Source organism: Rhizobium sullae (assembly GCF_025200715.1).
GTDB lineage: Bacteria > Pseudomonadota > Alphaproteobacteria > Rhizobiales > Rhizobiaceae > Rhizobium > Rhizobium sullae.
The window spans coordinates 2,556,937-2,581,126 of the sequence record NZ_CP104143.1; the positions used below are offsets into that span (position 1 = coordinate 2,556,937).

The window sequence follows — 24,190 nt, forward strand, 5'->3', positions numbered from 1 at the left end:
GATGAGCCAGAAGCCGAAATTGTTCGGAGCAGACTACAGCGTCTACGTGCGGGCCGTGCGGCTCGCCTTGCACGAAAAGGGCGTCGACTATGATCTGGTGCCCGTCGATGTCTTTGCCGCGTCGGGACCCCCGTCATCCTATCTCGCCCGGCAGCCGTTCGGCCGAATCCCGGCCTTTGAGCATGATAGCTTCAATCTCTATGAGAGCGGAGCGATAACGCGCTATCTCGACGAAGCATTCGAAGGTCCGAGGCTGCAACCGGCAACTCCAAAGCAGCGCGCCCGGATGAATCAGATCATCAGCATCGCGGATGGATACATCTACTCCAACCTCGTCTGGGGGATGTATGTGGAACTGGTCTCGAAGCCACTACGCGGGGAGCCAAGCGATGAAAGGCGAGTGGCCATCGCGCGATCCAAAGTGCCTGTTTGCTTGCAGGCTCTGGCGGATTTGATGGACGGGGCACCCTGGCTTGGCGGCGAGACCCTGACATTGGCCGATCTACACGTCGCGCCAATGATGGACTACTTCTTGATGGTTCCGGAAGCGCGAGGATTGCTGGAACAGCACGCCGCCCTCGCCTCCTGGTGGCAACGCATGGTCGAGCGTCCAAGCATGCGGTACACGAACCCTCGACGTGAGGCGGCGGCAGCGGGCGCTCTTCCGAAACATAGGTAATTGCTCGCCCATATTGGATTGCTGGCGCCATTGCGCCCTTCTCCCCGCAAGCGGGCCAAGGAATATGTGTCGCACGGTTTTCCTCAATCGCCAACGTTGAGTGAGGCAGGTCCCCTCTCCCCGTCAAAACGCGGAGAGGGTTAGGGTAAGGGAACTCCCCCGCCTAGGCCCTAGACCTGCTACTGGCTCGTGCTCACGTCGCCAAGCGCCGTCCATTCCTTGATCGCCGTGCTGAAGGCTGCCGTGCCCGTCGGACCCTTCTGCATGGTGATCAGCGCGCGACGGCCGTTGCGGTAGGTGATCGGAATATCGATCCAGTCTCGCGTCGCAAGCAGGTCGAGGTTCGCCTTGCGGGCATCCGGATAGTCATTCAGTGCGATCATATGGAAATCGTCGGTGATCTTGGCTGGCACGGCAATCAGCGGGTCGCCGCGATCCTGCTCCGTGCGCTTCATCGAAATGCGCTGGACGCTGTCAATGCTGCCGCCTTCGAAATTCGGCGGAAGCGAGAAGACGACCTCGACGAGATGGCTTGCCGGAAGCGACGGGTCGGAGTTGCGCTTGAAGGTCACGAGAGCCGAAAGATTGCGCTCCGGCACCGTCACATTGGCCTGCACCGTCGATTCCTGCTTACCGCCCTGGCCAGTTTCATGCTGGACGCTCCAGGCGACGCTCCCCTGGATCGCAGTCGGCGAACTCTGGCCGATTCGCTCCTCATAGAGGAACATCTTCTCAGCCGCACCGGCAGGCACCTGCTGCTGCGAGGCAGCGGCAGGCCCGTTCGGTGTCAGCGTCTCGGCGGGCGCGGCACCTGCCTGTGCGGGCGGAGCTGGCGCGGCGGATGCGACATTCTGCTCGGCGACCGATTTGCCTTCGGCTGTCGGCGTACCGGGTATGGCAGCCGGGCCGCTGTCGACTTCCCTGCCGTCTGCCATGAGGCGCTGGTTAAACTTGTTGCTGACCGAAGAGCCGTCATCGAGTGAGGCAACCTGCCTATCGTTTTCGTCAGGCTTGGCCGCTTCGGTATTGTTTGTCGAAGGGGCTGCTGGCGTCTGGTTCTGCGTAGCAGCGGGCTCGCTCTCGGCCGTCTTGGACGGAGCGGCGCTCACCAGATCGTCAACCATCGCGATCAACTGGGCGCGGTTCATCCAGGCGGCGTAGGCCCCGCCACCCAGCACTGCCAGTACGGCAATGATGGTAATGATCATGTTGAGACCGAGGCGCCGGCGCTTCGGTTCCATGCGGAAGTTCTTGTTCTGCAGTTTGGCCGCGACGAGCTGGTCAATATCAGCGGCCGGTACGGAATCGTCGTCCTCCGCAACGACGCCGCGGCGATCGTAGCCCCGAAGCTCCTTTGCTTCCTGCCACTCCTCGCCCGGCACATCGGGAGCAGGCACCGCAGGCTTGCCGTGGATCTCGGCGAACAGGTCCGAATCGTCGAAGTGGGCCGCCACTGGGGCCTTCTTGCTGGTGCCTGCCTCGATCGGCGGCAGATCGTCAAAGGCAGCGGCTTCCCAGGAAAAGCCCTCGTTTGCGGCCGGCATCTTCGCGGGCGGCGGCGGGTTTTGAAGACCTGCAATGGCTTCCTCGAAGGCGCGCGCGTGGTCATTGGCCGACGCCGCAGGCGGAACGCTTTCTGAGAAATTTCTGACCTCTTCAGTAGCCCATGCAATCTCGGCGTCTTTCGGGGGCTCGGCTGGGATTTCGGCAGCAGGTTCTGCCCAGACGGGATCGAAATGCGCAACCGTTTCCGCCTGCAGCGGTTCCTCGCGGCTGTGCTCGACGAACTCTTCCGGCTTCTCGAAGGAGACGAACGGTTCGACAAGGCGATTCGACGGATCGTATTCGCCGGCTGGACGGAGGGGTTCCGGTTCGACAGCCGGTTCGGGTTCGACGGCAGGCGCTTCTTCGAGATATTCCTCCGGCGGAGCTGCGTATTCCTCGACCGGCACTTCATCGTGATACGATGCAGCCCATTCCTCGGGAGGGGCTGCTTCCGCTTCCGCCGCAGCAGCAACTTCCTCGACCGGACGGTCCCATTCTTCTTCCGGCGCGGCCTCTTCCGCGGCCGCTATCGGCGCAGGTTCCTCGTAAGGTGCTTCGTAGGGGGCCGCCTCTTCCTGCGGCTCAGGCTGCGGCTCCTCGTGCCGGTGTTCGGCTGGTGCATCCGCGTCGGCAAGATGGTCTTCGGCGACTGATTCCTCGGCAATCGATTCCTCAGCAACCGGTTCTTCAGCCGGCTTCGGCACGGCCGCATATTCCGCCGGCAGCTCGGGCGCAGGCTCTTCATGGACAAGCGCTTCTGCTGCTGCAGCAGTGGCTGCCTCATCGTCCGGCAATGCCTCGGAGTGCTCGGCCTCCACCTCGCGGATAGCGGCATCGAGCTTATCGAGCTGGCGCTGCAGCATCGCTTCCGGCGGACGCGGCTTCATGTTTTCGAGCTGCCGCTGCACCGCCCCGCGGGCACGCTCGTAAACCTTCGCCCGCATCTCGGGGGTGTTCTCGGCCAGGCCGTCAACCGCCCGCCGGATAACTGCAATAAAATCAGCCATTAGTTACTTTTCTCGAGAGGCCCGGTTCTCGACCGGGCCAGGTGCCATAATGACCGCGACATTAATCCTCAAACGGATCAGTCACAAGTATGGTGTCATCGCGCTCAGGGCTTGTGGATAGAAGCGCGACCGGGGCGCCGATCAACTCCTCGACCTGGCGGACATATTTGATCGCCTGCGCAGGCAGATCGGCCCAGCTGCGGGCGCCGACAGTCGATTCCTTCCAGCCTTCCAGCGTGATATAGACCGGCTCCACCCGGGCCTGCGCCGCCTGGCTTGCCGGCAGATGGTCGATCTGCTCGCCATCGAGCATGTAGCCGATGCAGATCCTCAGTTCGTCGAGACCGTCAAGCACATCGAGCTTAGTCAGCGCGATGCCGGTGATGCCATTCGTGGCAACCGACTGGCGCACAAGTGCGGCATCGAACCAGCCGCAGCGGCGCTTGCGGCCCGTCACCGTACCGAATTCATGGCCCTTTTCGCCGAGGAACTGGCCGACCGAGTCGTTGAGTTCGGTCGGGAACGGACCTTCGCCGACGCGCGTCGTGTAAGCCTTGGTAATGCCGAGGATGTAGCCGAGCGAACCCGGCCCCATGCCGGAGCCCGCTGCGGCTTGCCCCGCGACGGTGTTGGACGAGGTCACGAAAGGATAGGTACCGTGGTCGATATCGAGCAGGCTACCCTGCGCGCCTTCGAAGAGGATGCGCGCGCCCTTACGGCGTTCCTTGTCGAGAAGCAGCCAGACCGTTTCGCGGAACGGAAGCACGCGATCCGCAATCGACGTCAGTTCCGTCATAATAGCCTCGTGGCTCACTTCTTCAACACCCAGGCCGCGGCGGAGCGCATTGTGATGCGTAAGAATGCGGTCGACCTTGCCCGGCAGCGCTTCCAGATCGGCGAGATCCATCACGCGGATTGCACGGCGGCCAACCTTGTCTTCATAAGCCGGGCCGATACCACGGCGCGTCGTGCCGATCTTCGTGCCGCTATTGGAGGCGGCATCTTCGCGGTAGGCATCGAGCTCGCGGTGCAGCGACAGGATGAGCGTCGCGTTGTCGGCGATGCGCAGGTTGTCAGGAGAAATCTTGACGCCCTGCTTTTCCAGCTTTTCGATCTCGGCGATCAAGGCATGCGGATCGACGACGACGCCGTTTCCGATCACCGCCATCTTGCCCGGGCGCACGACGCCGGAAGGCAGCAGCGATAGCTTGTAGCTCGTGCCGTCGATGACGAGCGTATGGCCGGCATTGTGTCCGCCCTGATAGCGCACAACGATATCCGCACGTTCCGAAAGCCAATCGACAATCTTGCCCTTGCCTTCGTCACCCCATTGCGAACCGACCACGACTACGTTCGTCATCCAACTCTTCCTGTTACCGGCGGATTATCCGCGCTCTGCTCAAACCCGCGCATCTATAAAGCTTTGTTTTTTGGAAAGCGACCCTGTTATCAGGGCGAATTGGGCTTTTTACGTGACAAATCAGCCTGCCGCGGGCTATTGCCCATGCATCGGCAGCTATCCGAACTGCTTTTTCGGAAGACGGAAGAATCATCCTTGCATATCACGGCCTATATTTGTCTCGTCATTGCGACGCTGTGCTGGGGCGGAAACACAGTTGCCGGGAAACTCGCGCTCGGCCATGTCAGCCCCATGACGCTGACTTTCTTGCGTTGGACGCTTGCGACCGCGCTCATCGCGGCAGTGTCGCTTCCACAGCTCAAGAGGGACTGGCCGATTGTCCGCAATAAGCTGCCTCTGCTCCTTTTCTACGGCATGGTCGGCTATACGCTCTTCAACGCCATGCTTTACTCGGCTGTGAAATACACCACCGCCATCAACGTCGCGATTGAGCAGGCCGGCATCCCGATGCTCATCTTCCTGCTCAATCTGGTTTTCTTCCGCACCGGCGTTTCGGCGGCACAGGTCGCCGGCTTCGGCATGACGCTCGTCGGCGTTGCCTTGACCGCCGCGCACGGCGACCTCGCAACGCTGCTCAGGCTCAGCCTCAATCGCGGCGACGCCTTAATGCTGGTGGCGGTCGCAGCCTATTCGATCTACACGATCTTCCTGCGCTGGAAGCCGCCTGTTGACTGGCGCACGCTCATGGCGTTTCCCGCGCTTGCGGCGGCGCTGACATCGCTGCCACTGTTGCTTTGGGAGAGTGCGGCGGGCAATGCGCAGCTTCCCGACGGCAAAGGCTGGATCATCACGTTCTACACCGCGATCTTCGCCTCGCTGGTTGCGCAGATCCTCTATATCAAAGGCGTGGAATGGATCGGCGCCAACCGGGCCGGGCTCTTCATCAATCTCGTCCCGGTTTTCGGCACGCTTCTATCCGTGCTGCTGCTCGGCGAGACGTTGCAGCTCTTCCATATCGTCTCGCTGGTGCTGACGCTGGGAGGCATTGCAATCGCTGAAAGGGGCCGTCCAAAGCTTTCGACCTCAACCGTCTCCGCTTCGCCTATGGACTAGCCGAGCTCCAGCGTCGTGATGCCATAGACGTTCTTCAGCGGCATATGAGGGGCGGCGCCGCGATACATGCGCGCCGTCTCGAATACCGGTTCGAGACCGAGGCTTTCGGCCAGCGCGAGCGCTTCCCTGTTGGCGGCGGGGACATCGATGAACACCGGCTCGCCGCCGGCCTCCGGCAGCAATTCGGCAAGCAGCGCAGCTGCGGTCTCGGCATCGGCGGCAAAAAGCGGCCCGATCTTGTAGCCCTCATAGCAGCGGCGGATCGTGGCATAGCCGCGGATCTTGCCGCTCTTGCGCACGATCACGGTCTTGCGTCCGCGACGCCTCTTGCACCAGGCGGCAACGAACGCATTGCGCGGTTCAGTGAAAATCGAGGCGTCGTAACGAAACAGCCCGTCCAGCTTGTCGGAGACTGGGTGCGCCAAGAGCAAGGACTGGGGCAACGTCTTCGGAACGCCGCCGTACCGCACCGTGGTATAGGCGGGTTCGAAGCCTGCCTTGCGATAATTCTCCTGCTGTGCGGGGACACCGTCGAGACCGATCGTGCGGTCTGCCGCAGACGCCACACCGGCCTTCCAGAGCGCCCTGCCGTAGCCTTTGCCGCGGAAATCTGGATGGACGATATAGAGGCCGAGAAACGCCAAGCCTTCGCCGTACTTCACCACCGAAATGGAGCCTACCGGGACTTCACCGACAGCACCAACGAAAAAGCCGGACGGGTCGGCCTCCTGGAAAGCGAGCGAATCGTCGAGTCCTGGATTCCACCCCTCTTGCCTTGCCCACTCGAGCACAAGCTCTAACTCACCCGGCCGCATCGCGCGAACCGCAAATTCCGAACTCATGCAACCTTCCCAAGCAAACCCTGCCTCAAGTTTGCAGGGGAGAATATCCAAAAACGCTAAAGCCTGAACCACAGCATCGCTGCTGGGCGCGAAGAAACATGTTCATTGCTGAAACGATCTGCATCGATCGTCATAAGGCACGACACGAAAATCTTCGCATCGCAATTATCATGAAGCAACGCCGTTGAAATCTCAAGAGAATTACTTCGTCGAAGCAGCAAAGCCTCAATGACAGCACCTCTTTGCCGGTACCGCAGATTGGTTCGCGTGGCCGCTTCTGGCCGTCCTAGCGCAAACGGAGTGAATTCTTTACTAATATAGCACTCCCGGCGATCAATTTGGTTGCAAGAGAAACCTGAAGCATGCTGTCTACAGTGGCGCATCTGCAACGAGTGAAAGCCTTGGCCACACAACCGTCCGGCCTCGATATGAAAACGCCGCCGCGGCGCCGCAAGCGCCGTGCAGCACCGTGGCTGATGCTTGCGCTTTCGATCTCGCTCGTTGCCGGCACGGTCCTGCTATCCAACGACATGCGCCATCTACGCGCCCTGACACCTTTGTTGGGCTACGATCTCAATCCGCAAAAGGTCCAGCAACCGCCGCCGCAGGTGGTAGAGGTTGCAACGCCTGCTCCACTGCAGTCGATCAAGATCCCGCCGAGGCTGATCGATGTTGCGCAGCCCGAACTCGCCGGAAATTTCCTGCGGACCTGGCGGATGTCCGGGCCGGACATGTGTGAAACGTTGCGCAAGGCAGGCATCGAGATGACCACATGGCGTGCCTCCGCCATGGGCAGCAGCGCCTATGAATGCTCTTTTCAAGAGGTCTACAAGGAAGATGGGGAGCGCCCGCTGAGTTCGGTGTTTCTGATCATTCGCGGAGATCGCAAAGGCGCGATTTCCAACATGCGCGCCAAGATCGTCGGGCCGGTGACGGATAGCGCGGGCCGGCTCGATCCGTCTTTCATGCGCGTTTTCGAAACGGTGCTCGCACAACCGCACTGGCCGGATCTTCATGATGCCTTGAGCGCGATCCGCGAGCTGAAGGATGTCAGGGCGGAAGGTTTTGGCGCAAGTATATTCTTCTCCCGCGAATTCAGCAGCGAGAACAGCTTCAACTTTATCTTGACGATCAAGGCAGCACCCGGTCCGCAGACGCGGACGAGGGCCTATTTTTCGACGGGACGCTGGATGCCCGCGCCGGACAAAGAGGTCTCGGAAGCACTGCCGCCAATCTTCCGCTAGCTAGAAATACGGCTCGAAGAAACGCCGCACGGCGTCGATCTCGTTTGGGCGGATGTCATGCCCGCCCTGGTGCCACTCTGTCCAGGTCGCCGCCCCCTGCCCGGCGAAATAGACGGCGAGCGCTTGGGTCAGCCCGACCGGAGAGATCGGATCACGTTCGCCCGCCGTGATCAGCACCTTGCGGCTTTCAAGCTCCGGATTCGGCTTCGGCTGGAACGGGATCAGCGGATGCATGAGCGCCGACGCATCAAACAACCCATTTTCGATGAGCACATTCGCCAGGATGTTCGCGCCGTTGGAAAAGCCGATGCCCAGGATGTGCGACGCGCCGTGATCGACCGTCATGTCCTTGACGAAAGCCGCCATCTTCCGCGTGGCCCTGGCAAGATCGTCCATGTCGTAGACGCCCTCGCCGGTGCGCTTGAAAAAGCGTGCCGCGCCGTGTTCCGAAACGTCGCCGCGGGGAGAGACGATCGTCGCATCGGGCAGAAGCCGCCGTCCGAAATCGAAGAACTGGTTTTCGTCGCCTCCGGTGCCGTGCAGCACGAACAGGATAGGTTTTCCCGGTGCACCGGCGTACAGCCGATGCACATAGCTGTGGTCGTTCATCGGTCTGCCCCTTATGCTTCGAGCGGCTGCAAGTGCTGCTCGATCAGCTGCCGCAGATGCGCATGTTGCTGCGGCAGCTTCAGCGCCTCGCCAAGATGAGCCGTGTCTTCATCCCGATCGAAGCCGGGCTCGCTAGTGGCGACCTCGAAGAGAATGCCGCCCGGCGTGCGGAAATAGATCGCCCAGAAATAGTCGCGGTCGATAACCGGTGTCACCTGGTAACCCGTATCCACGAGTGCCTTGCGGACTTCGAGCTGCTTCTCGCGGTTTTCGACGGCAAAGGCGACGTGGTGCACGGAGCCGGCACCCGGCAGCGCACGGGAAACATTCGGCATCGTTTCGAGATCGACGAGATGCGCGCCATTGCCGCCCGGCATCACCAAGCGCTTCACGCCGTCCTTCTCCTCCTGGACTTCATAGCCCATGAATTTCAGGAGTTCGGACGTCGCACCCTCATCGCGAAGGCGCATGGCAACGGAGTGGAAACCGCGGATGGCGTGATCCTCGCTGATGCCGCCATGCGTCCATGGCTGGCGGCCGTCGTCCCTGACCTCGACAAGCGCGAAGCCGTCGCCATCGGGACCTGCAAAGTTCAACCGCTTCTGGCCGAAGCTCTCGTCGGCCTTGAGACCGCCGGTGCCGACTTTGGCGAGCCGGTCGCTCCAGAAGCCGAGCGAACCCTCGGGAACGGAGAAGACGGTCGTGCCGACCTCGCCGGTGCCTGGACGGCCCTGCGCCATCTTGGGAAACGGGAAATAGGTCATGATTGAACCCGGCGAACCGGTCTCGTCGCCATAATAGAGATGATAGACGTCAGGCGCATCGAAGTTCACGGTCTTCTTGACGCGGCGCAGGCCGAGCGTGTTCGTGAAGAACTGATTATTTGTGCCGGCGTCCTCCGCCATCGATGTGACGTGGTGCAGGCCCTTGATCTGGTTGAGCATGTCGAGACCCCTTTCTTGCCCGCGACGGCGAGCCTTTGATGGGTCATAGATGATCTCTTCGAGCGTTTTGGAATAGTGCGGGAGATCAAAACGCATTGTCTCCTTTTGTTGAACGCCGATCCGGAGGCGTTCAGAAAAAGCTAGGTATCCTGCGGATTGGCAGGTAATTCCCAGTCGACGGGCGCACGGCCGTGAGACTGCAGAAAAGCGTTCGCCTTCGAAAAATGCCTGCATCCGAAAAAGCCGTTATGCGCTGAAAGCGGCGACGGATGCGGCGCTTTCAGGACAAGATGGCGGTAGGTGTCGACAAAAGCGGCCTTTCGTTGTGCGTAGGAACCCCAGAGCATGAAGACGACGGACTCGCATTCCTCGTTGACCTTGCGGATCACCGCATCGGTGAAGCGCTCCCAGCCCTTGCCCTGATGCGATGCGGCCTGCGCCTCCTCAACGGTCAGAACGCTGTTCAGCAGCAACACGCCCTGCCGCGCCCAATGCTCCAGGAAGCCGTGCCGCGGCGGCTTGATGCCGAGATCGGTTTCCATCTCCTTGTAGATATTGACCAGCGAGGGCGGGATGCGCACGCCTGGGCGAACGCTGAAGCAGAGCCCATGCGCCTGCCCGAGACCGTGATAGGGGTCCTGCCCGAGAATGACGACCTTCACTTCGGCGAGCGGCGTGAGATCGAGCGCACGAAAATACTCCGACCCCTTGGGGAAGATACGCTTGCCGCTCCGCTTCTGCACCAGCAGGAAATCCTTGAGCTGCTGCATGTAGGGACTGGAAAATTCAGACGCGAGCGCCGCCTTCCAGCTTTCTTCGAGCGCGATGGTCTGTTCGCTCATCGATTGTCCTCGTTCCACCGAAGGGTTGATGGATTTGCCTTGAAAAGGGAGGTGTAGAATATTTTAGTCACCTATCGCGGCCAAAATTTACGAAGTATCGTCAGACTCGTGATAATTCGCGCAGGAAAGCAAGCGTCAGCAAAGGCTTAACACGGATGAAATTTGGAACAAGCGGCCTGCGCGGCCTTTCCACCGATCTGAAAGGCCGGGCGTCGACTGTCTATGCGACAGCGTTCGGGCAGTATCTTCTTGAAAGCGGCCACGCAAAAGAAGGCGATCTCGTCCTGCTCGGCCGCGACTTCCGCGATTCCAGCCCTGCGATCGCTGAGACCTGTGCTCTCGCGCTGACCAGACTGGGCTTCAGGGTCGCCGACTGCGGCACCGTTCCGACGCCGGCGCTCGCGCTTTACGGATCGCGCAACAAGGCCGCCAGCCTGATGATCACCGGCTCGCACATCCCGGCGGACCGCAACGGCATCAAATTCTATCGGCCCGATGGCGAGATCGATAAGGCGGACGAAGCGGCGATATCCGACCTTGCAGCCAAGCTCGACCGCCCCCTGCCCGAAGGCGTAATGGCAGGCAAAGCAGATATTGAGGACAGGTCCGGCGAATGTGCCGAATCCTTCATGGCGCGTAACGCCGGCATCCTGCCTCCAAATGCCCTTTCCGGCCTGAAGATCGGCGTCTATCAGCACAGTACGGTTGCGCGCGACATGATGGTGCGGCTGCTGTCGCATTACGGAGCCGAAGCCATCGCGCTTGGACGGTCGGAGACATTCATCCCCGTGGATACCGAAGCCGTTTCGGCGGAAACTATCGCGTTCCTGAAGGATTGGGCACAGTCCCTGACGCTTGATGCGCTCGTTTCGGCCGATGGCGACGGCGACCGGCCTTTGGCAGCGGACGAGACCGGCGCTCCGCTGCGCGGCGACCTGCTCGGGCTCATCGCTGCGAATTTTCTGAACGCCGGCACCGTCGTAACGCCCGTTACCTCCAACTCCGGCATCGAGACGGCCGGCTCTTTCAACGTCACCCGCACGCGTGTCGGCTCGCCCTTCGTCATCGCCGGCATGCAGGAGGCGATCTCCGCAGGCAAGGACCGCGTGATGGGCTTTGAAGCCAATGGCGGCCTGCTGACCGGTTCGGATTTCGCCATCAACGGCAAGACGCTGGAGGCATTGCCGACACGCGACTGCTTCCTGCCGATACTGGCCGTCCTTTCGCTGGCGGCGGCACAGAAGAAGCCGCTGTCTGCGATTGCCGGTTTCTACAATCTTCCGGTCGCGGCGGCCGACCGGCTGGAGAACTTCCCCGTCGAGACGAGCGCACGGCTCATGGCCTATTTGCGCGCCTCGCAGGAAAACCTCGCCGAATTCCTGAAGCCTATTGGCAAGCCCTTCACAGCAAGCGATATCGATGGCTTGCGCGTCACGCTGGCCGACAAGCGCATCATCCATTTCCGTCCCTCGGGCAACGCGCCGGAGATGCGCTGCTATGTCGAAGCGGAAACCGAACAGGCCGCAAGCCAGCTGCTTGACGCCGGACTGAACCGGATCACGCACTGGGCCGGACAGAATTGATTGAAGACAGAAGATTTGAGGAAACGCACCCGATGACGCAAAAGATCGTTCCCGTGATCATGGCAGGAGGCAAGGGCACGCGCCTGTGGCCGCTGTCGCGCGCTGCCGCGCCCAAGCAATTCATCCAGTTCATCGGCGACAAGACGCTGTTCCAGGAAACGCTCGCCCGCGTCTCCGATCCGGCCCTCTACGAAGCGCCGATCGTGCTGACCAATGAGGAATTCCGCTTTCTCGTTGCCGAACAGGCCCGCGAACTCGATCATACGCTGAAGGCAATCCTGCTGGAGCCGGTGGCCCGCAACACCGCACCTGCCGTTGCCGCCGCTGCCACCCTCGTTGCCGACCTTTTCGGCAAGGACGCGATCATGCATGTGCTCGGCTCGGACTATGAGATCGTCGCCGACGAGAGCTATTTCGACAGCGTGCGCATGGCACGGGAAACGGCCGCCAGCGGCAAGCTCGTGACGTTCGGCATCCAGCCGTCCGAACCAGCAGTTGGTTACGGCTATATCGAGGGCGGCGAAAACCTTCCGACCGGCGCGCAGACAGTGAGACGCTTCATCGAAAAGCCGCCTTTGGACAAGGCGAAAGACATGGTGGCTGCCGGCGGCTTCTACTGGAATTCCGGCATGTTCATGTTCCAGGTGTCTTCACTCCTGGCCGAGATGCGCAACTATGCCCCGGACGTCATGATAGCGGCAGGAGACGCCGTCGCGAAGGCCGCCCGCGATCTCGACTTCACCCGTCTCGACGCCAAATCCTTCGCAACGGCCCCCAACATCTCGATCGACTATGCGATCATGGAAAAGACGGCCAATGCCGCCGTCGTGCCCTCGCCCTTCAAGTGGTCGGATCTCGGCAGCTGGGATTCCGTCTGGAAAACCGGGACACGCGACCCGAACGGCAACGTCGCGACCGCCAACACGACGCTCGTCAACAGCCGCAACTCGCTGGTGATGAGCCACGGCGTGCATCTAGCCGTTCAGGGGATGGAGGATGTCGCGGTCATCGCCAGCGAAGATGCCGTCTATGTCGGGAAGCTGCAGGACAGCCAGAGCGTCGGCGACCTCGTCAAGACGCTGGCCGCCCTGCCCGCGACGTCGAAACTGACCGAGACCCATCCGACCTCGTACCGGCCTTGGGGCGGCTATACCTCGATCTTCAACGGCGACCGCTTTCAGGTGAAGCGCATCTTCGTGACACCCGGCAAGAAGCTGTCGCTGCAGAAGCATCACCACCGCTCGGAACACTGGATCGTCGTCAAGGGTACGGCCGAGGTGACAATCGGCGAGAATGTACAGATGCTGCGGGAAAACGAGTCGGTCTATATCCCGCTCGGCGAGGTGCACCGCCTGGCAAACCCGGGCAAGATCATGCTCGAACTGATCGAGGTGCAGACCGGCTCCTACCTCGGCGAGGACGATATCATCCGCATCGTCGACGAGTTTGGGCGCAGCTGAGAACTGGCGCTGTCTTGAATTTATAACGGTGCGCCTGTAACACGATTGCGTTTTGCCGCCGGTAGGCCGCGATCGTTTTCATGAAGGTTATCCTATGCGCATTGTTATGATTGGTTCGGGCTATGTCGGTCTCGTCTCGGGTGCCTGCCTTGCGGATTTCGGCCACCACATCACCTGCGTCGATAAATCCGAAGCGAAGATCGATGCCCTTGAGCGCGGTGAAGTGCCGATCTTCGAGCCGGGCCTCGATGCCATCATCGAACATAACCGGGCCGCCGGTCGCCTCGATTTCTCCAAAGACCTCGCTGCACCGGTCGCAGACGCCGATGTCGTTTTCATCGCAGTCGGCACGCCGTCGCGCCGCGGCGACGGCCATGCCGACCTGAGTTACGTCTATGCTGCAGCACGCGAGATTGCCGCCGCCGTCAGCGGCTTCACGGTCGTCGTGACGAAATCCACTGTTCCCGTCGGCACCGGCGATGAGATCGAGCGCATCTTCCGCGAGGAGTTCCCCGGCAAGGATATCGCCGTCGTCTCCAACCCGGAATTCCTCCGCGAAGGTGCTGCCATCACCGATTTCAAGCGCCCCGACCGCATTGTCATCGGCACGGAAGATGCACGCGCCACTGAAGTGATGCGCGAAGTCTACCGGCCGCTCTACCTCAACGAAGCACCGCTTTATTTCTGCGAGCGCCGCACGTCGGAGCTGATCAAGTACGCCGCCAACGCCTTCCTCGCCATGAAGATCACCTTCATCAACGAAATCGCCGATCTTTGCGAGCAGATCGGCGCGGACGTGCAGAAGGTTGCCAAGGGCATCGGCATGGACAAACGCATCGGCGACAAGTTCCTGCATGCGGGTCCGGGCTATGGCGGCTCGTGCTTTCCGAAGGACACGCTGGCGCTCGTCAAGACCGCCCAGGATTATGACAGCCCGATGCGCCTCATCGAAACGACGGTGGCGATCAACGACAACCGCAAGCGGGCCATGGGCCGCAAGGTAATCGCCGCCTGCGGCGGCAGCGTGCGCGGCAAGAAGATCGCCGTGCTCGGCCTGACCTTCAAGCCGAACACCGACGACATGCGCGATGCGCCGTCGATCACCATTATCCAGGCATTGCTCGACGGCGGCGCCACCGTTCACGCCTACGATCCGGAAGGCATGGAAGCGGCCAAGGAAATGCTTGGCACTGTCACCTACGGCACGGACCCTTATGAAATCGCCGAAGGCGCCGACGCCATCGTGCTCGTTACCGAATGGGATGAATTCCGTGCGCTCGACTTCAAGCGCCTGAAGACCGCGATGAAGAATCCCGTGGTTGTGGACTTGCGAAATGTCTATCCTGTCACCGAAATCACGCGTCACGGCTTCAGCCACTTCGCCGTCGGTAAGAAGACGGAGAAGAGATAGAAATGCATTACTTCATAACAGGCACCGCAGGCTTCATCGGCTTTCACCTCGCGCGGCGCCTGTTGCAGGATGGGCATCGGGTTACCGGTTTCGACGGCCTGACGCCGTATTACAACGTCAAGCTCAAGCACATGCGGCATGCGGCTCTGGCCCAGTTCCCCACCTTCAAGCCGGTGGTCGCCATGCTTGAAGATCAGAAGGCGCTGGAGGACGCGGTCAGCCAGGCAAAGCCGGACGTCCTGATCCACCTCGCGGCCCAGGCGGGCGTCCGCTACAGTCTCGAAAATCCTCGCGCCTATCTGAGCTCGAACGTCGAAGGCTCGTGGAATATCCTGGAAACCGCGGAGCGCCATAAGGTGCAGCATCTAATGCTGGCCTCGACCTCTTCGATCTATGGTGCGAATCCCTCCGTTCCCTTCCATGAGACCGACAGGGCCGACGAACCCCTGACGGTCTACGCCGCGACCAAGAAGTCGATGGAGCTGATGGCGCACAGTTATGCGCATCTGTACAAGGTGCCGACGACCGCCTTCCGTTTCTTCACCGTCTATGGTCCCTGGGGCCGCCCGGACATGGCGCTCTTCAAGTTCGTGAAGAGCATGCTGGAAGACCAGCCGATCGAAATCTACGGCGAAGGCAAGATGAGCCGCGATTTCACCTATATCGACGACCTCGTCGAGTCGATCGTGCGACTTTCCGCGATCACGCCCTCGGAGGAAAACCGCGTTGCCGACGAGAAGGTCGAGACGCTGTCCCGCCAGGCGCCGTTCCGCGTCGTCAATATCGGCGGCGGTCAGCCGGTCAGCCTCATGGACTTCGTGGAGACCGTGGAGAGAGCGCTCGGCCAGCCGGCGCAGCGTAAGATGCTGCCAATGCAGAGGGGTGACGTGCCGCGCACCTTCGCAAGCCCGGACCTGCTTGTCGCCCTGACGGGATACAAACCGGACACGACGCTCGAAACCGGCATCAGAGCTTTTGTCGAATGGTATCTGGAAGCCCGCCGGGAGCTGGAATCGTAACTCCCAGCGTTCGTCCGCCCGCACCCGATTTGACCGGAATTCGGCCGGTCGGCGAAATGAGCTTGCCGATCTCCGCAGCTGGCATCGGATATCCGAGTGCATAACCCTGCAGCATGTCGCAGCCGAGCTGCGTCAACGCTTCAGCGTGGCCCTCCGTTTCAACGCCTTCCGCGATCACGGCGACATTGAGCGCCTTGGCTATGTCGATGATGGAACTGACGACACGGTGTTGTTCCTCGGATTCGACGATGTCGGTCACCAACTGCCGGTCGAGTTTCAAGCGTGTTGGGCGCAGCTTTGCTAACCCGATTAGTGAGGCGTGCCCCGAGCCGAAATCATCGATCTCGATATCGATGCCCATCTGTTTGATCTGATCGATATTGCTCAGCAGCCTCTCATCGGGATCGTCGAGAAAGATCGTCTCCACCAGCTCGAAAGCGAATTCGCTAGGAGGAACCTCCATCGCCCGGAGGCCATCGAGCAGCGCCGGATCGAACAGCCGCGCGCTGGAAATGTTGACCGCTATGCGCGGAACAGCGGCGCCCCGATCCTGCCAATTGCGGCGATCATCCAGCGCCTTCCTGAGGATTGTTTCGTCGATGTCTGCCGAAAGTCCACTTTCTTCCGCAATCTTCAGGAACGCAGCAGGCGACAGCAAACCTCTTTCCGGATGAAGCCAGCGGGCAAGCGCTTCGAGGCCGGAAATCGCGCGCGTCCTGGCGTCATATTGCACTTGGTAATATGGGACGATCTCTCCGCGCTCCAGGCCGCGCTTCAGCTCTTCGGCGAGGCGCCGTTTGCCGAGCAGTTCGTCCTGCAACTGCCGGGTAAAGAATTCGATGCGGTTCAAGCCGAGTTTCTTCGCCTGATAAAGCGCAAGATCGGACTCGGCGAACAGATTGCGCGTCCGCCGGCCGGTGTTCCATGATATGCCGATTGACGTGCCGGACTGCAGCAGTTCCTGGCCGAACCGGATCTTCTTGCGCAGCCGCTGCTGCACATCCGCCGCAATGCGGGTGAGTTCGTCGACACCTGCGAAATTCCAGAGCAGAACGACGAATTCATCGCCGCCAACCCGCGCGACGAGGCTGCTTCCCGGAACGGCGGCCGTAATCCGCAGCGCTGCCGCGCGCAGAACGGCGTCGCCTGCAGCGTGGCCATAGCTATCGTTGATCTGCTTGAACTGGTCGAGGCCAAGGTGAAGGATGGCAAGCATCGAGTTCGACTTATCGGCATGCAGTTCGGTAAACCGCCTGTCGAACAGGCGGCGGTTGGGCAGCCCGGTCAAATAATCGTGCTCGGCCGCATATTCGATGCGCGCGTTGCTTTCTTCAAGCGCCCTTGCCCGCGCCTCGGCGACCTGTCGTTGGTTCTTCAGCTCGGCGTTCAATATGACGTCCGCCGTGACGTCCCACTCAGCGCCGATGAACGAGGGAGCGCCCTCCTCGCTGACGTAGAAATGCGCCCGCGAGCGCAAATGCCGGATTGCGCCGCTTGGCAGGATTATGCGAAATTCGGAATTGTAGGCACCGCGCCGGGCGACCGCCTCCTCGAATTCCTGCACTGCGCGTTGCCGGTCTTCCGGATGGATCGCGTCGCACCACATCGATGTCGGAACGACGCACATGGTCTCGCCTGTTTGATAGAGCCGGTGCATCTGCGCATCCCACAGGATCTGGTTGGTGCGCACATCATGCTCCCAAACGCCGATCTGCGACGCGTCGAGCGCAAGCTCGAGGCGCCTTAACAGATTCTGGAATTCCTGTTCCGACCGGGTCGGTGTTTTTTTCGGCAATTCGGTGTCTCGGTCTTGAGCAGATGCGAGAAGTTATAATACCGTCTCAAACCCACATTAACGAAGCCTTTTACGAATTCCCGATCTAGTTACGAGGTGAACCCTTTCTTACTTCCGTAGGGAGTGTCCCCTAATGGTTGTGACGTGGCGGAACCTTTGCAATCTGGCGGAAGTCTGCCGCCCCTTCAAGCACGGCCCCTTCCGAAAGCTGATTGACCGACCGGCGGTATATTCGCTGCCACGGCGTGGCATCGGCCGGCACCGGCGGAATCCCATCTCCTTTCCGGCGTTCGATCTCTGCGTCGTCGACCAGCATGTCGCAGCGGCCGTAATTGAAATCGATCCGGATGATGTCGCCGGAGCGAAGCCAGGCGAGACCGCCGCCCGCGGCGCTTTCCGGCGAGGCGTTGAGGATCGAAGGACTGTCCGCCGTGCCCGACTGGCGGCCGTCGCCGATCGTCGGCAGGCTGCTGATGCCGCGTTTGAGGAGGTGGTCCGGCGGCTGCATGTTGACGACCTCGGCTGACCCCGGCCAGCCGATCGGTCCCGCCCCGCGGATAACGAGAATGGTATTCTCATCGATACCGAGCGAAGGATCGTTGATGCGGTTGTGATAGTCCTCCGAGCCGTCGAAGACGACAGCCTTCCCCTGGAATACGCCCTCGCGCCCGGCCTCCTGAAGATAACGCGCGCGGAACTCGTCCGAGACCACGCTCATCTTCATGATCGCGAAATCGAAGAGATTGCCCTTAAGAACGAGGAAGCCCGCCCGCTCCTTGAGAGGTTTCGCAAACGGCCGGATGACCTCGCGGTCGCTCGCCTCCCGGCCTTCCAGATTCTCGGCCATGGTCCGGCCTGTCACCGTGCGACAGTTGCCGTCGAGCTTACCGACCTGCAGCAACTCCCACATGATGGCCGGCGTGCCGCCTGCCCTGTGATAACGCTCGCCGAGATAGGCGCCAGCCGGCTGCACATTCGCAAGCAGCGGGATATCGAAACCATGGACTTGCCAGTCCTCGGGGTGGAGCTCGACACCCGCATGTTTCGCCATTGCCGCGAGATGCGGCTGCGCATTGGTCGAACCGCCGATCGCCGAATTGGTACGGATGGCGTTGAGGAAAGCCTCGCGCGTCAGGATGTCCGACGGCCTCAGGTCCTCGAACACAATCTCGACGGCGCGCCGCCCGGTGCGGTAGGCCATCTGGCCGCGCTCGCGGTAAGCAGCCGGAATGGCGCCGCACCCCGTCAGCGAAAGGCCGAGCGCTTCGGCCAGCGCGTTCATCGTCGAGGCTGTGCCCATCGTATTGCAGTGGCCGACGGACGGTGCAGAATCGAGCGCTGCCTGAAGGAACTCTTCCCTGTCGATTTCGCCGGCACCGTATTTGCGCCGCATGCGCCAGATCACGGTTCCGGAGCCCGCCAGTTCGCCCTCGTGCCAGCCGTCAAGCATCGGCCCGCCGGAAAGAACGATCGCCGGGATATCCACGGTCGACGCCGCCATGATTGCCGAAGGCGTGGTCTTGTCGCAGCCGGTCGTCAGCACGACGCCGTCGAGCGGATAGCCGTAGAGGATTTCGACAAGCCCGAGATAGGCGAGATTGCGGTCGAGCGCCGCCGTCGGACGCTTGCAGTTCTCGAAGATCGGATGCGTTGGAAACTCGATCGGAATGCCGCCCGCATCACGGATGCCGTCGCGCACGCGCTTGGCAAGCTCGACATGCACCCTGTTGCAGGGCGTAAGATCACTGCCGCTCTGGGCGATGCCGATGACCGGCTTGCCGGAGCGCAGCTCTTCCGGCGTGATGCCGTAGTTCATAAAGCGCTCGAGATAGAGCGCCGTCATATCAATATGATCGGGATTGTCGAACCAGTCCTGCGAACGCAGGCGGCGCTTCGGCGGCTTGTTTTCTGTCATGTTGTCCTCCCCCTAACGGGCATGTTTGTACGCTCTGGCGGATGGCTCTGTTCGCCCGATGTACGTTCATCAAAGACATAGACGCATGACACCGCCATGCAAATAAAAAAGGCGGGACCAGATGTCCCGCCTTTGATTTCGACAGCGTTTGCCGCTTATTCCGCCGCGACCCGGATGACATTTTCATCCGACGCTGGATGGTTGTCGTTGTGCTGCACCAGCGGACGGTTGCCCGTCAGCTTACGGACCAGCACGTAGAAGACCGGCGTCATGAAGATGCCGAAGAAGGTCACGCCGATCATGCCGGCAAAGACCGCGACACCCATGGCAGCGCGCATTTCCGCACCCGCACCAGTGGAGACCACCAGCGGCACGACACCCATGATGAAGGCCATGGAGGTCATCAGGATCGGGCGAAGGCGCAGACGGCTTGCCTCGATTGCCGCTTGAACCGGTGTCCGGCCTTCGAACTCCAGTTCGCGGGCGAATTCCACGATCAGGATCGCGTTCTTCGCCGATAGACCGACAAGGACCACGAGGCCGATCTGGGTGAAGATGTTGTTATCTCCACCCGTCAGCCAGACACCCGTCAAGGCGGCCAGCACACCCATCGGCACGATCATGATGATCGCAAGCGGCAAAGTGAGGCTTTCATACTGGGCGGCTAGCACGAGGAAGACCAGGAGCAGCGCCAGCGGGAAGACCAGTACGCCGGAATTGCCCGCCAGGATCTGCTGGTAGGTCAAATCCGTCCACTCGAAGCTGATGCCCTTCGGCAGCGTCTCGTTGGCGATCTTTTCGATCGCGGCCTGAGCCTGGCCGGAGGAGAAGCCCGGAGCAGGACCGCCGTTGATATCGGCGGAGAGGAAACCGTTATAACGGTTGGTCCGCTCCGGCCCGGTCGTCGCGCTGACCTTCAGCAACGCCGACAAGGGGATCATCTGGCCCGATGCCGAACGGACCTTCAACTGGCCGATGTCGTCCGCCTGGGCGCGGAACTTCGCATCGGCCTGCACGCGGACGCTGTAGGTGCGGCCGAAGGCATTGAAGTCGTTGACATAGAGCGAACCCAGATAGATCTGCAGTGTTTCGAAGACGTCAGTCACCGAGACGCCGAGCTGCTCGGCCTTCGCGCGATCGAGGTCAGCAAAGAGCTGCGGAACGTTGATCTGGTAGGCGGAGAAGATGCCGGTCAGCTCAGGCGTCTGATAAGCCTTGCCGATGATAGCCTTGGTGGCTTCATCGAGCGCCTGGTAGCCGAGGCCGGCGCGGTCTTCGAGCTGCATCTTGAAGCCGCCCGTCGTACCGAGGCCGTTGACCGGCGGCGGCGGGAACATCGCAATGAAGGCATCCTGGATGACCCCGAACTTCTGGTTCAGGGACATGGCAATCGCACCGCCGGAAAGTGCGGGCGACTTACGCTCCTCGAAATCCTTCAGCGTCACGAAGACGATGCCGGCATTCGAAGAGTTCGTGAAGCCGTTGATCGACAGACCCGGGAAGGCGATTGCGTGGGCAACGCCGGGTTCGGCCATGGCGATATCGCTCATCCGCTTGATAACATCTTCGGTCCGGTCAAGGCTTGCGGCATCCGGCAGCTGGGCAAAACCGATCAGATACTGTTTGTCCTGTGCCGGCACGAAACCACCCGGAACGGCATTGAAGATGCCGTAGGTCGCACCGGCCAGCGCCAGGTAGATGACCATGACGATACTCTTGCGCGACAGCAGGCCACCGACACCTTTGCTATAGCCCCTCGAACCGGCACCAAAGGCGCGGTTGAAGCCGCGGAAGAACCAGCCGAAGATGAAGTCCATGCCGCGCGTCAGCCAATCACGCTTGGCGTGGTGATCCTGCAGCAAGAGCGCTGCCAGCGCCGGAGACAGCGTCAGTGAGTTGAGAGCCGAGATAACCGTCGAGATCGCGATCGTCAGCGCGAACTGGCGATAGAACTGACCCGACAGGCCGCTGATGAAGGCAAGCGGCACAAAGACAGCGACGAGCACGAGCGCGATCGCGATGATCGGACCGGAAACTTCCTTCATGGCCTTGTAGGTCGCAGCCCTCGGACTGAGCCCATTCTCGATGTTGCGCTCTACGTTTTCGACGACGACGATCGCATCGTCCACCACGATACCGATCGCCAACACCAGGCCGAAGAGGCTGAGTGCGTTGATCGAGAAGCCGAAGACGTACATCACCGCAAAGGTGCCGATGATCGACACCGGAACGGCGATCAGCGGGATGATCGAGGCACGCCATGTCTGCAGGAACAGGATCACGACAAGAACGACGAGCGCGATGGCTTCAAGCAGCGTATCGACGACCTTCTCGATCGACGAACGAACGAACTTCGTCGTGTCGTAGACGATCTCGTAGCTGACCCCGTCCGGCATCGCGGTCTTCAGCTCTTCCATCGTCTTCTGGACCTCGTCCGAGATGGTGATGGCGTTGGAACCCGGAGACTGGAAGACCGGAATGGCAACCGCCGGCTTGCCGTCGAGGATCGAGCGCAGCGAATAATCGGCAGCGCCGAGCTCGACGCGCGCAACATCGCTAAGCCGGGTGATCTCGCCGTTGGCGCCCGTCTTGACGATGATGTTGCCGAACTGCTCCGGCGTCTGCAGGCGGCCTTGCGCGTTCACGTTGAGCTGCAGATCGGTGCCTGGCAGGCTCGGCGAAGCGCCGATCGTACCGGCAGCGGCTTGGACGTTCTGCTCGCGGATGGCATTGGTGATATCACTGGCGGCGAGATTATGCTCGGCAGCCCTCTGCGGATCGATCCAGACGCGCATCGAATAGTCGCCCGAACCGAAGACCTGGACCTGGCCCACGCCATCGATGCGCGCCAGGCGGTCCTTAATGTTGAGGACGCCGTAGTTGCGCAGATAGGTTATGTCGTAACGGTTGTCCGGCGAGATCAGGTTGACGACCATCATCAGGTCCGGCGAACTCTTGACCGTCGTGATGCCGATGCTCTTCACCTCTTCCGGCAGGCGGGGTTCGGCCTGCGAGACGCGGTTCTGCACGAGCTGCTGCGCTTTATCCGGGTCGGTGCCGAGCTTGAAGGTCACCGTCAGCGTCATGACGCCGTCGGAGGTTGCCTGGCTGGACATGTAGAGCATGTCCTCGACGCCATTGATCTGCTCTTCGAGAGGTGTGGCAACCGTCTGTGCGATAACTTCCGGGTTGGCGCCTGGATACGTGGCACGCACGACGATCGACGGCGGCACGACCTCCGGATATTCGGAAATCGGCAGTGCCCTCAAGCCGATCAGACCGGCGACGAGGATGAGGACCGAAAGCACGCCGGCAAACACCGGGCGGTCCACAAAAAATCTGGAGATGTTCATTTCAAAGCCCTCTCCGGGATGAACTTGGATGCAAAGTCCCTGTCCGGCGGTTGGGAGACCGCCGGCGGGTCATTTAGTTGGCTCATTCTCGCTTCTCCCCACCTGGGGAGAAGATGCCTGTCAGGGCAGCGAACGACCGAGCGATAAGCGGCGGGCGCGTTTGCCGCGACTGCTCCCTCATCCGACCCTTCAGGCTACCTTCTCCCCGCTGGAGAGAAGGGAATAGCCGACGCCTACTTGGCCGCCACCTTCTCTTCCATCTGCGGCTCGACGATCGCGCCCGGACGGATGCGCTGCAAGCCATTGACGACGATCGTGTCGCCCGGGTTCAGCCCGCTTTCGACGACGCGAAGGCCGTCGCTTACGTTGCCGAGCTGAACCGGCCGGTAGCTGACCTTGTTCTCGCCGTCGACGACGAAGACGAACTTCTTGTCCTGATCGGTACCGATCGCGCGTTCGCTGACGAGAACCCTGTTTTCGGCTTTCGGCTGCCCCATGCGGACGCGCACGAACTGGCCGGGAAGTAGCTTGCCGCCCGGATTGTCGAACACCGCACGTACTCCGATCGTGCCGCTTGCGGCATCGACCTGGTTGTCAACCAATTGGAGCTTGCCCTTGATCGGCGTGCCCTCATCGGCGAGCGTGCCGACTTCAACCGGGATCTGTTCGAGCGGACGGACTGCACCGTCGCCAGCCGGAAGCTGCGACAGCGCCTTCGTCACCATCTCCTCGCTGGCGTTGAAGCTCGCATAGATCGGATCGACCGAGACGAGCGTCGTCAGTGCTGGTGAAGCCGAGCCTGCGGCGACAAGGTTGCCGGCGGTGATTTCCAGCTTGCCGACGCGGCCGGAAACTGGAGCCCGGACCTCGGTATAGCTGAGATCGAGCTGAGCCGATCGCAGCGCCGCCTGCGCGGTACGAAGCCCTGCCTGCGCCTCGGTATAGGCGCTCTGGCGCTGGTCCATATCGCTCTGCGAGATCGTGCGGCTGTCCGAAAGCCGGCGTCCGCGCTCAAGCTCGATCTGCGCCAGGCTGACCTTGGCCTCGGCGGAAGCCGCCTGCCCTTCGGCCTGCGAAACCGCGGCCTGATAGGGGGCCGGATCGATCGTGAAGAGCAAATCGCCGGCCTTCACCAGCGCACCTTCGCGGAAGTGAGCCGACTGGATGGCGCCCGCGACGCGAGAACGCACCTGAACCCGGTCGACCGCTTCCAAACGGCCAGAGAATTCTTCCCAAGCAGTCACATTACGGGCAGCAACGACAGAAACCGTCACCGGTACGGCGGGAGCCTGTGCAGGAGCGGAAGCAGCCGTGGCAGCAGTGCTCATCGGCAATTCAAAAAAGACGGCGGCTGCTGAAACAGACGCAACAAGCCCTATGCCAGCGCCCACCAGGGCCCAGCGCTTCTTTCTGGACGTCATTGGTACTCTCCTTGCGGCCTTTTGTGGCCGGCGATAATCAGTTCGTTT

At 61.2% G+C, this 24,190-nt stretch carries 17 protein-coding genes; 7 read left to right on the top strand and 10 right to left on the bottom strand.

Going from position 1 to position 24,190, the window contains the following annotated elements; translation table 11 throughout:
- Position 1: 1 nt before the first annotated feature.
- Entirely contained in the window at positions 2–679 is a 678-nt protein-coding gene (locus tag N2599_RS13045) for a glutathione S-transferase family protein (protein ID WP_051336569.1), read from the top strand.
- A 179-nt stretch (positions 680–858) separates the two neighbouring features.
- Here N2599_RS13045 and N2599_RS13050 read toward each other — a convergent pair whose 3' ends face one another.
- Both N2599_RS13050 and N2599_RS13055 read right to left on the bottom strand, forming a co-directional pair.
- Entirely contained in the window at positions 859–3,231 is a 2,373-nt protein-coding gene (locus N2599_RS13050; protein WP_027510127.1) for a hypothetical protein, read from the bottom strand.
- A 61-nt stretch (positions 3,232–3,292) separates the two neighbouring features.
- Complete coding sequence (locus N2599_RS13055) at positions 3,293–4,591, bottom strand: adenylosuccinate synthase (protein WP_027510126.1); 1,299 nt, start codon at positions 4,589–4,591, stop codon at positions 3,293–3,295.
- Positions 4,592–4,786: 195 nt separating this feature from the next.
- Here N2599_RS13055 and N2599_RS13060 point away from each other — a divergent pair, with 195 nt between their 5' ends.
- A complete protein-coding gene (locus N2599_RS13060) occupies positions 4,787–5,704 on the top strand; it encodes a DMT family transporter (protein ID WP_027510125.1) in 918 nt (305 codons plus the stop codon).
- Here the strand turns inward: N2599_RS13060 and N2599_RS13065 are convergent.
- Positions 5,701–6,546, bottom strand: a complete 846-nt coding sequence (locus N2599_RS13065) for a GNAT family N-acetyltransferase (RefSeq protein ID WP_027510124.1) — start codon at positions 6,544–6,546, stop codon at positions 5,701–5,703. The two genes, N2599_RS13060 and N2599_RS13065, sit on opposite strands and share 4 nt — an antisense overlap.
- A gap of 401 nt (positions 6,547–6,947) precedes the next feature.
- Here N2599_RS13065 and N2599_RS13070 point away from each other — a divergent pair, with 401 nt between their 5' ends.
- Positions 6,948–7,790, top strand: a complete 843-nt coding sequence (locus tag N2599_RS13070) for a DUF6030 family protein (RefSeq protein WP_245209241.1) — start codon at positions 6,948–6,950, stop codon at positions 7,788–7,790.
- Here the strand turns inward: N2599_RS13070 and N2599_RS13075 are convergent, their stop codons facing one another.
- The 3 genes from N2599_RS13075 to ung form a co-directional block, all read right to left on the bottom strand.
- Positions 7,791–8,399 (bottom strand): alpha/beta hydrolase, encoded by a 609-nt coding sequence (locus N2599_RS13075; RefSeq protein ID WP_027510122.1) that lies wholly within the window; start codon positions 8,397–8,399, stop codon positions 7,791–7,793.
- An 11-nt stretch (positions 8,400–8,410) separates the two neighbouring features.
- Positions 8,411–9,343 carry a VOC family protein gene (locus N2599_RS13080; RefSeq protein WP_027510121.1) on the bottom strand — a complete coding sequence of 311 codons (933 nt, stop codon included), beginning with the start codon at positions 9,341–9,343 and terminating at the stop codon, positions 8,411–8,413.
- Between the two features lie 140 nt (positions 9,344–9,483).
- Positions 9,484–10,185: a uracil-DNA glycosylase gene (gene ung, locus N2599_RS13085; RefSeq protein ID WP_027510120.1), complete on the bottom strand. Its 702-nt coding sequence runs from the start codon at positions 10,183–10,185 to the stop codon at positions 9,484–9,486.
- A 155-nt stretch (positions 10,186–10,340) separates the two neighbouring features.
- On the opposite strand from ung, the gene N2599_RS13090 reads away from it, so the two are divergent.
- The 4 genes from N2599_RS13090 to N2599_RS13105 all read left to right on the top strand — a co-directional run bounded on the left by N2599_RS13090 (position 10,341) and on the right by N2599_RS13105 (position 15,658).
- Entirely contained in the window at positions 10,341–11,768 is a 1,428-nt protein-coding gene (locus tag N2599_RS13090; protein WP_027510119.1) for a phosphomannomutase, read from the top strand.
- Between the two features lie 32 nt (positions 11,769–11,800).
- Positions 11,801–13,228, top strand: coding sequence for a mannose-1-phosphate guanylyltransferase/mannose-6-phosphate isomerase (locus N2599_RS13095; protein ID WP_027510118.1), 1,428 nt, complete (start codon positions 11,801–11,803; stop codon positions 13,226–13,228).
- Between the two features lie 94 nt (positions 13,229–13,322).
- The gene (locus N2599_RS13100) at positions 13,323–14,639 is read left to right on the top strand and encodes a UDP-glucose dehydrogenase family protein (RefSeq protein WP_027510117.1); all 1,317 of its coding nucleotides are present in this window, start codon (positions 13,323–13,325) and stop codon (positions 14,637–14,639) included.
- A gap of 2 nt (positions 14,640–14,641) precedes the next feature.
- Positions 14,642–15,658, top strand: coding sequence for an NAD-dependent epimerase (locus N2599_RS13105; RefSeq protein WP_027510116.1), 1,017 nt, complete (start codon positions 14,642–14,644; stop codon positions 15,656–15,658).
- Here N2599_RS13105 and N2599_RS13110 read toward each other — a convergent pair.
- From N2599_RS13110 to N2599_RS13125, 4 genes are all read right to left on the bottom strand, one after another.
- A complete protein-coding gene (locus N2599_RS13110) occupies positions 15,606–17,453 on the bottom strand; it encodes a putative bifunctional diguanylate cyclase/phosphodiesterase (protein WP_051336567.1) in 1,848 nt (615 codons plus the stop codon). The two genes, N2599_RS13105 and N2599_RS13110, sit on opposite strands and share 53 nt — an antisense overlap.
- A gap of 130 nt (positions 17,454–17,583) precedes the next feature.
- Entirely contained in the window at positions 17,584–19,368 is a 1,785-nt protein-coding gene (locus tag N2599_RS13115) for an IlvD/Edd family dehydratase (RefSeq protein ID WP_027510115.1), read from the bottom strand.
- Between the two features lie 155 nt (positions 19,369–19,523).
- Entirely contained in the window at positions 19,524–22,721 is a 3,198-nt protein-coding gene (locus N2599_RS13120; RefSeq protein ID WP_027510114.1) for an efflux RND transporter permease subunit, read from the bottom strand.
- Positions 22,722–22,954: 233 nt separating this feature from the next.
- On the bottom strand, positions 22,955–24,142 hold the full coding sequence (locus tag N2599_RS13125) for an efflux RND transporter periplasmic adaptor subunit (protein WP_027510113.1): 1,188 nt from the start codon (positions 24,140–24,142) through the stop codon (positions 22,955–22,957).
- Positions 24,143–24,190 lie beyond the last annotated feature (48 nt).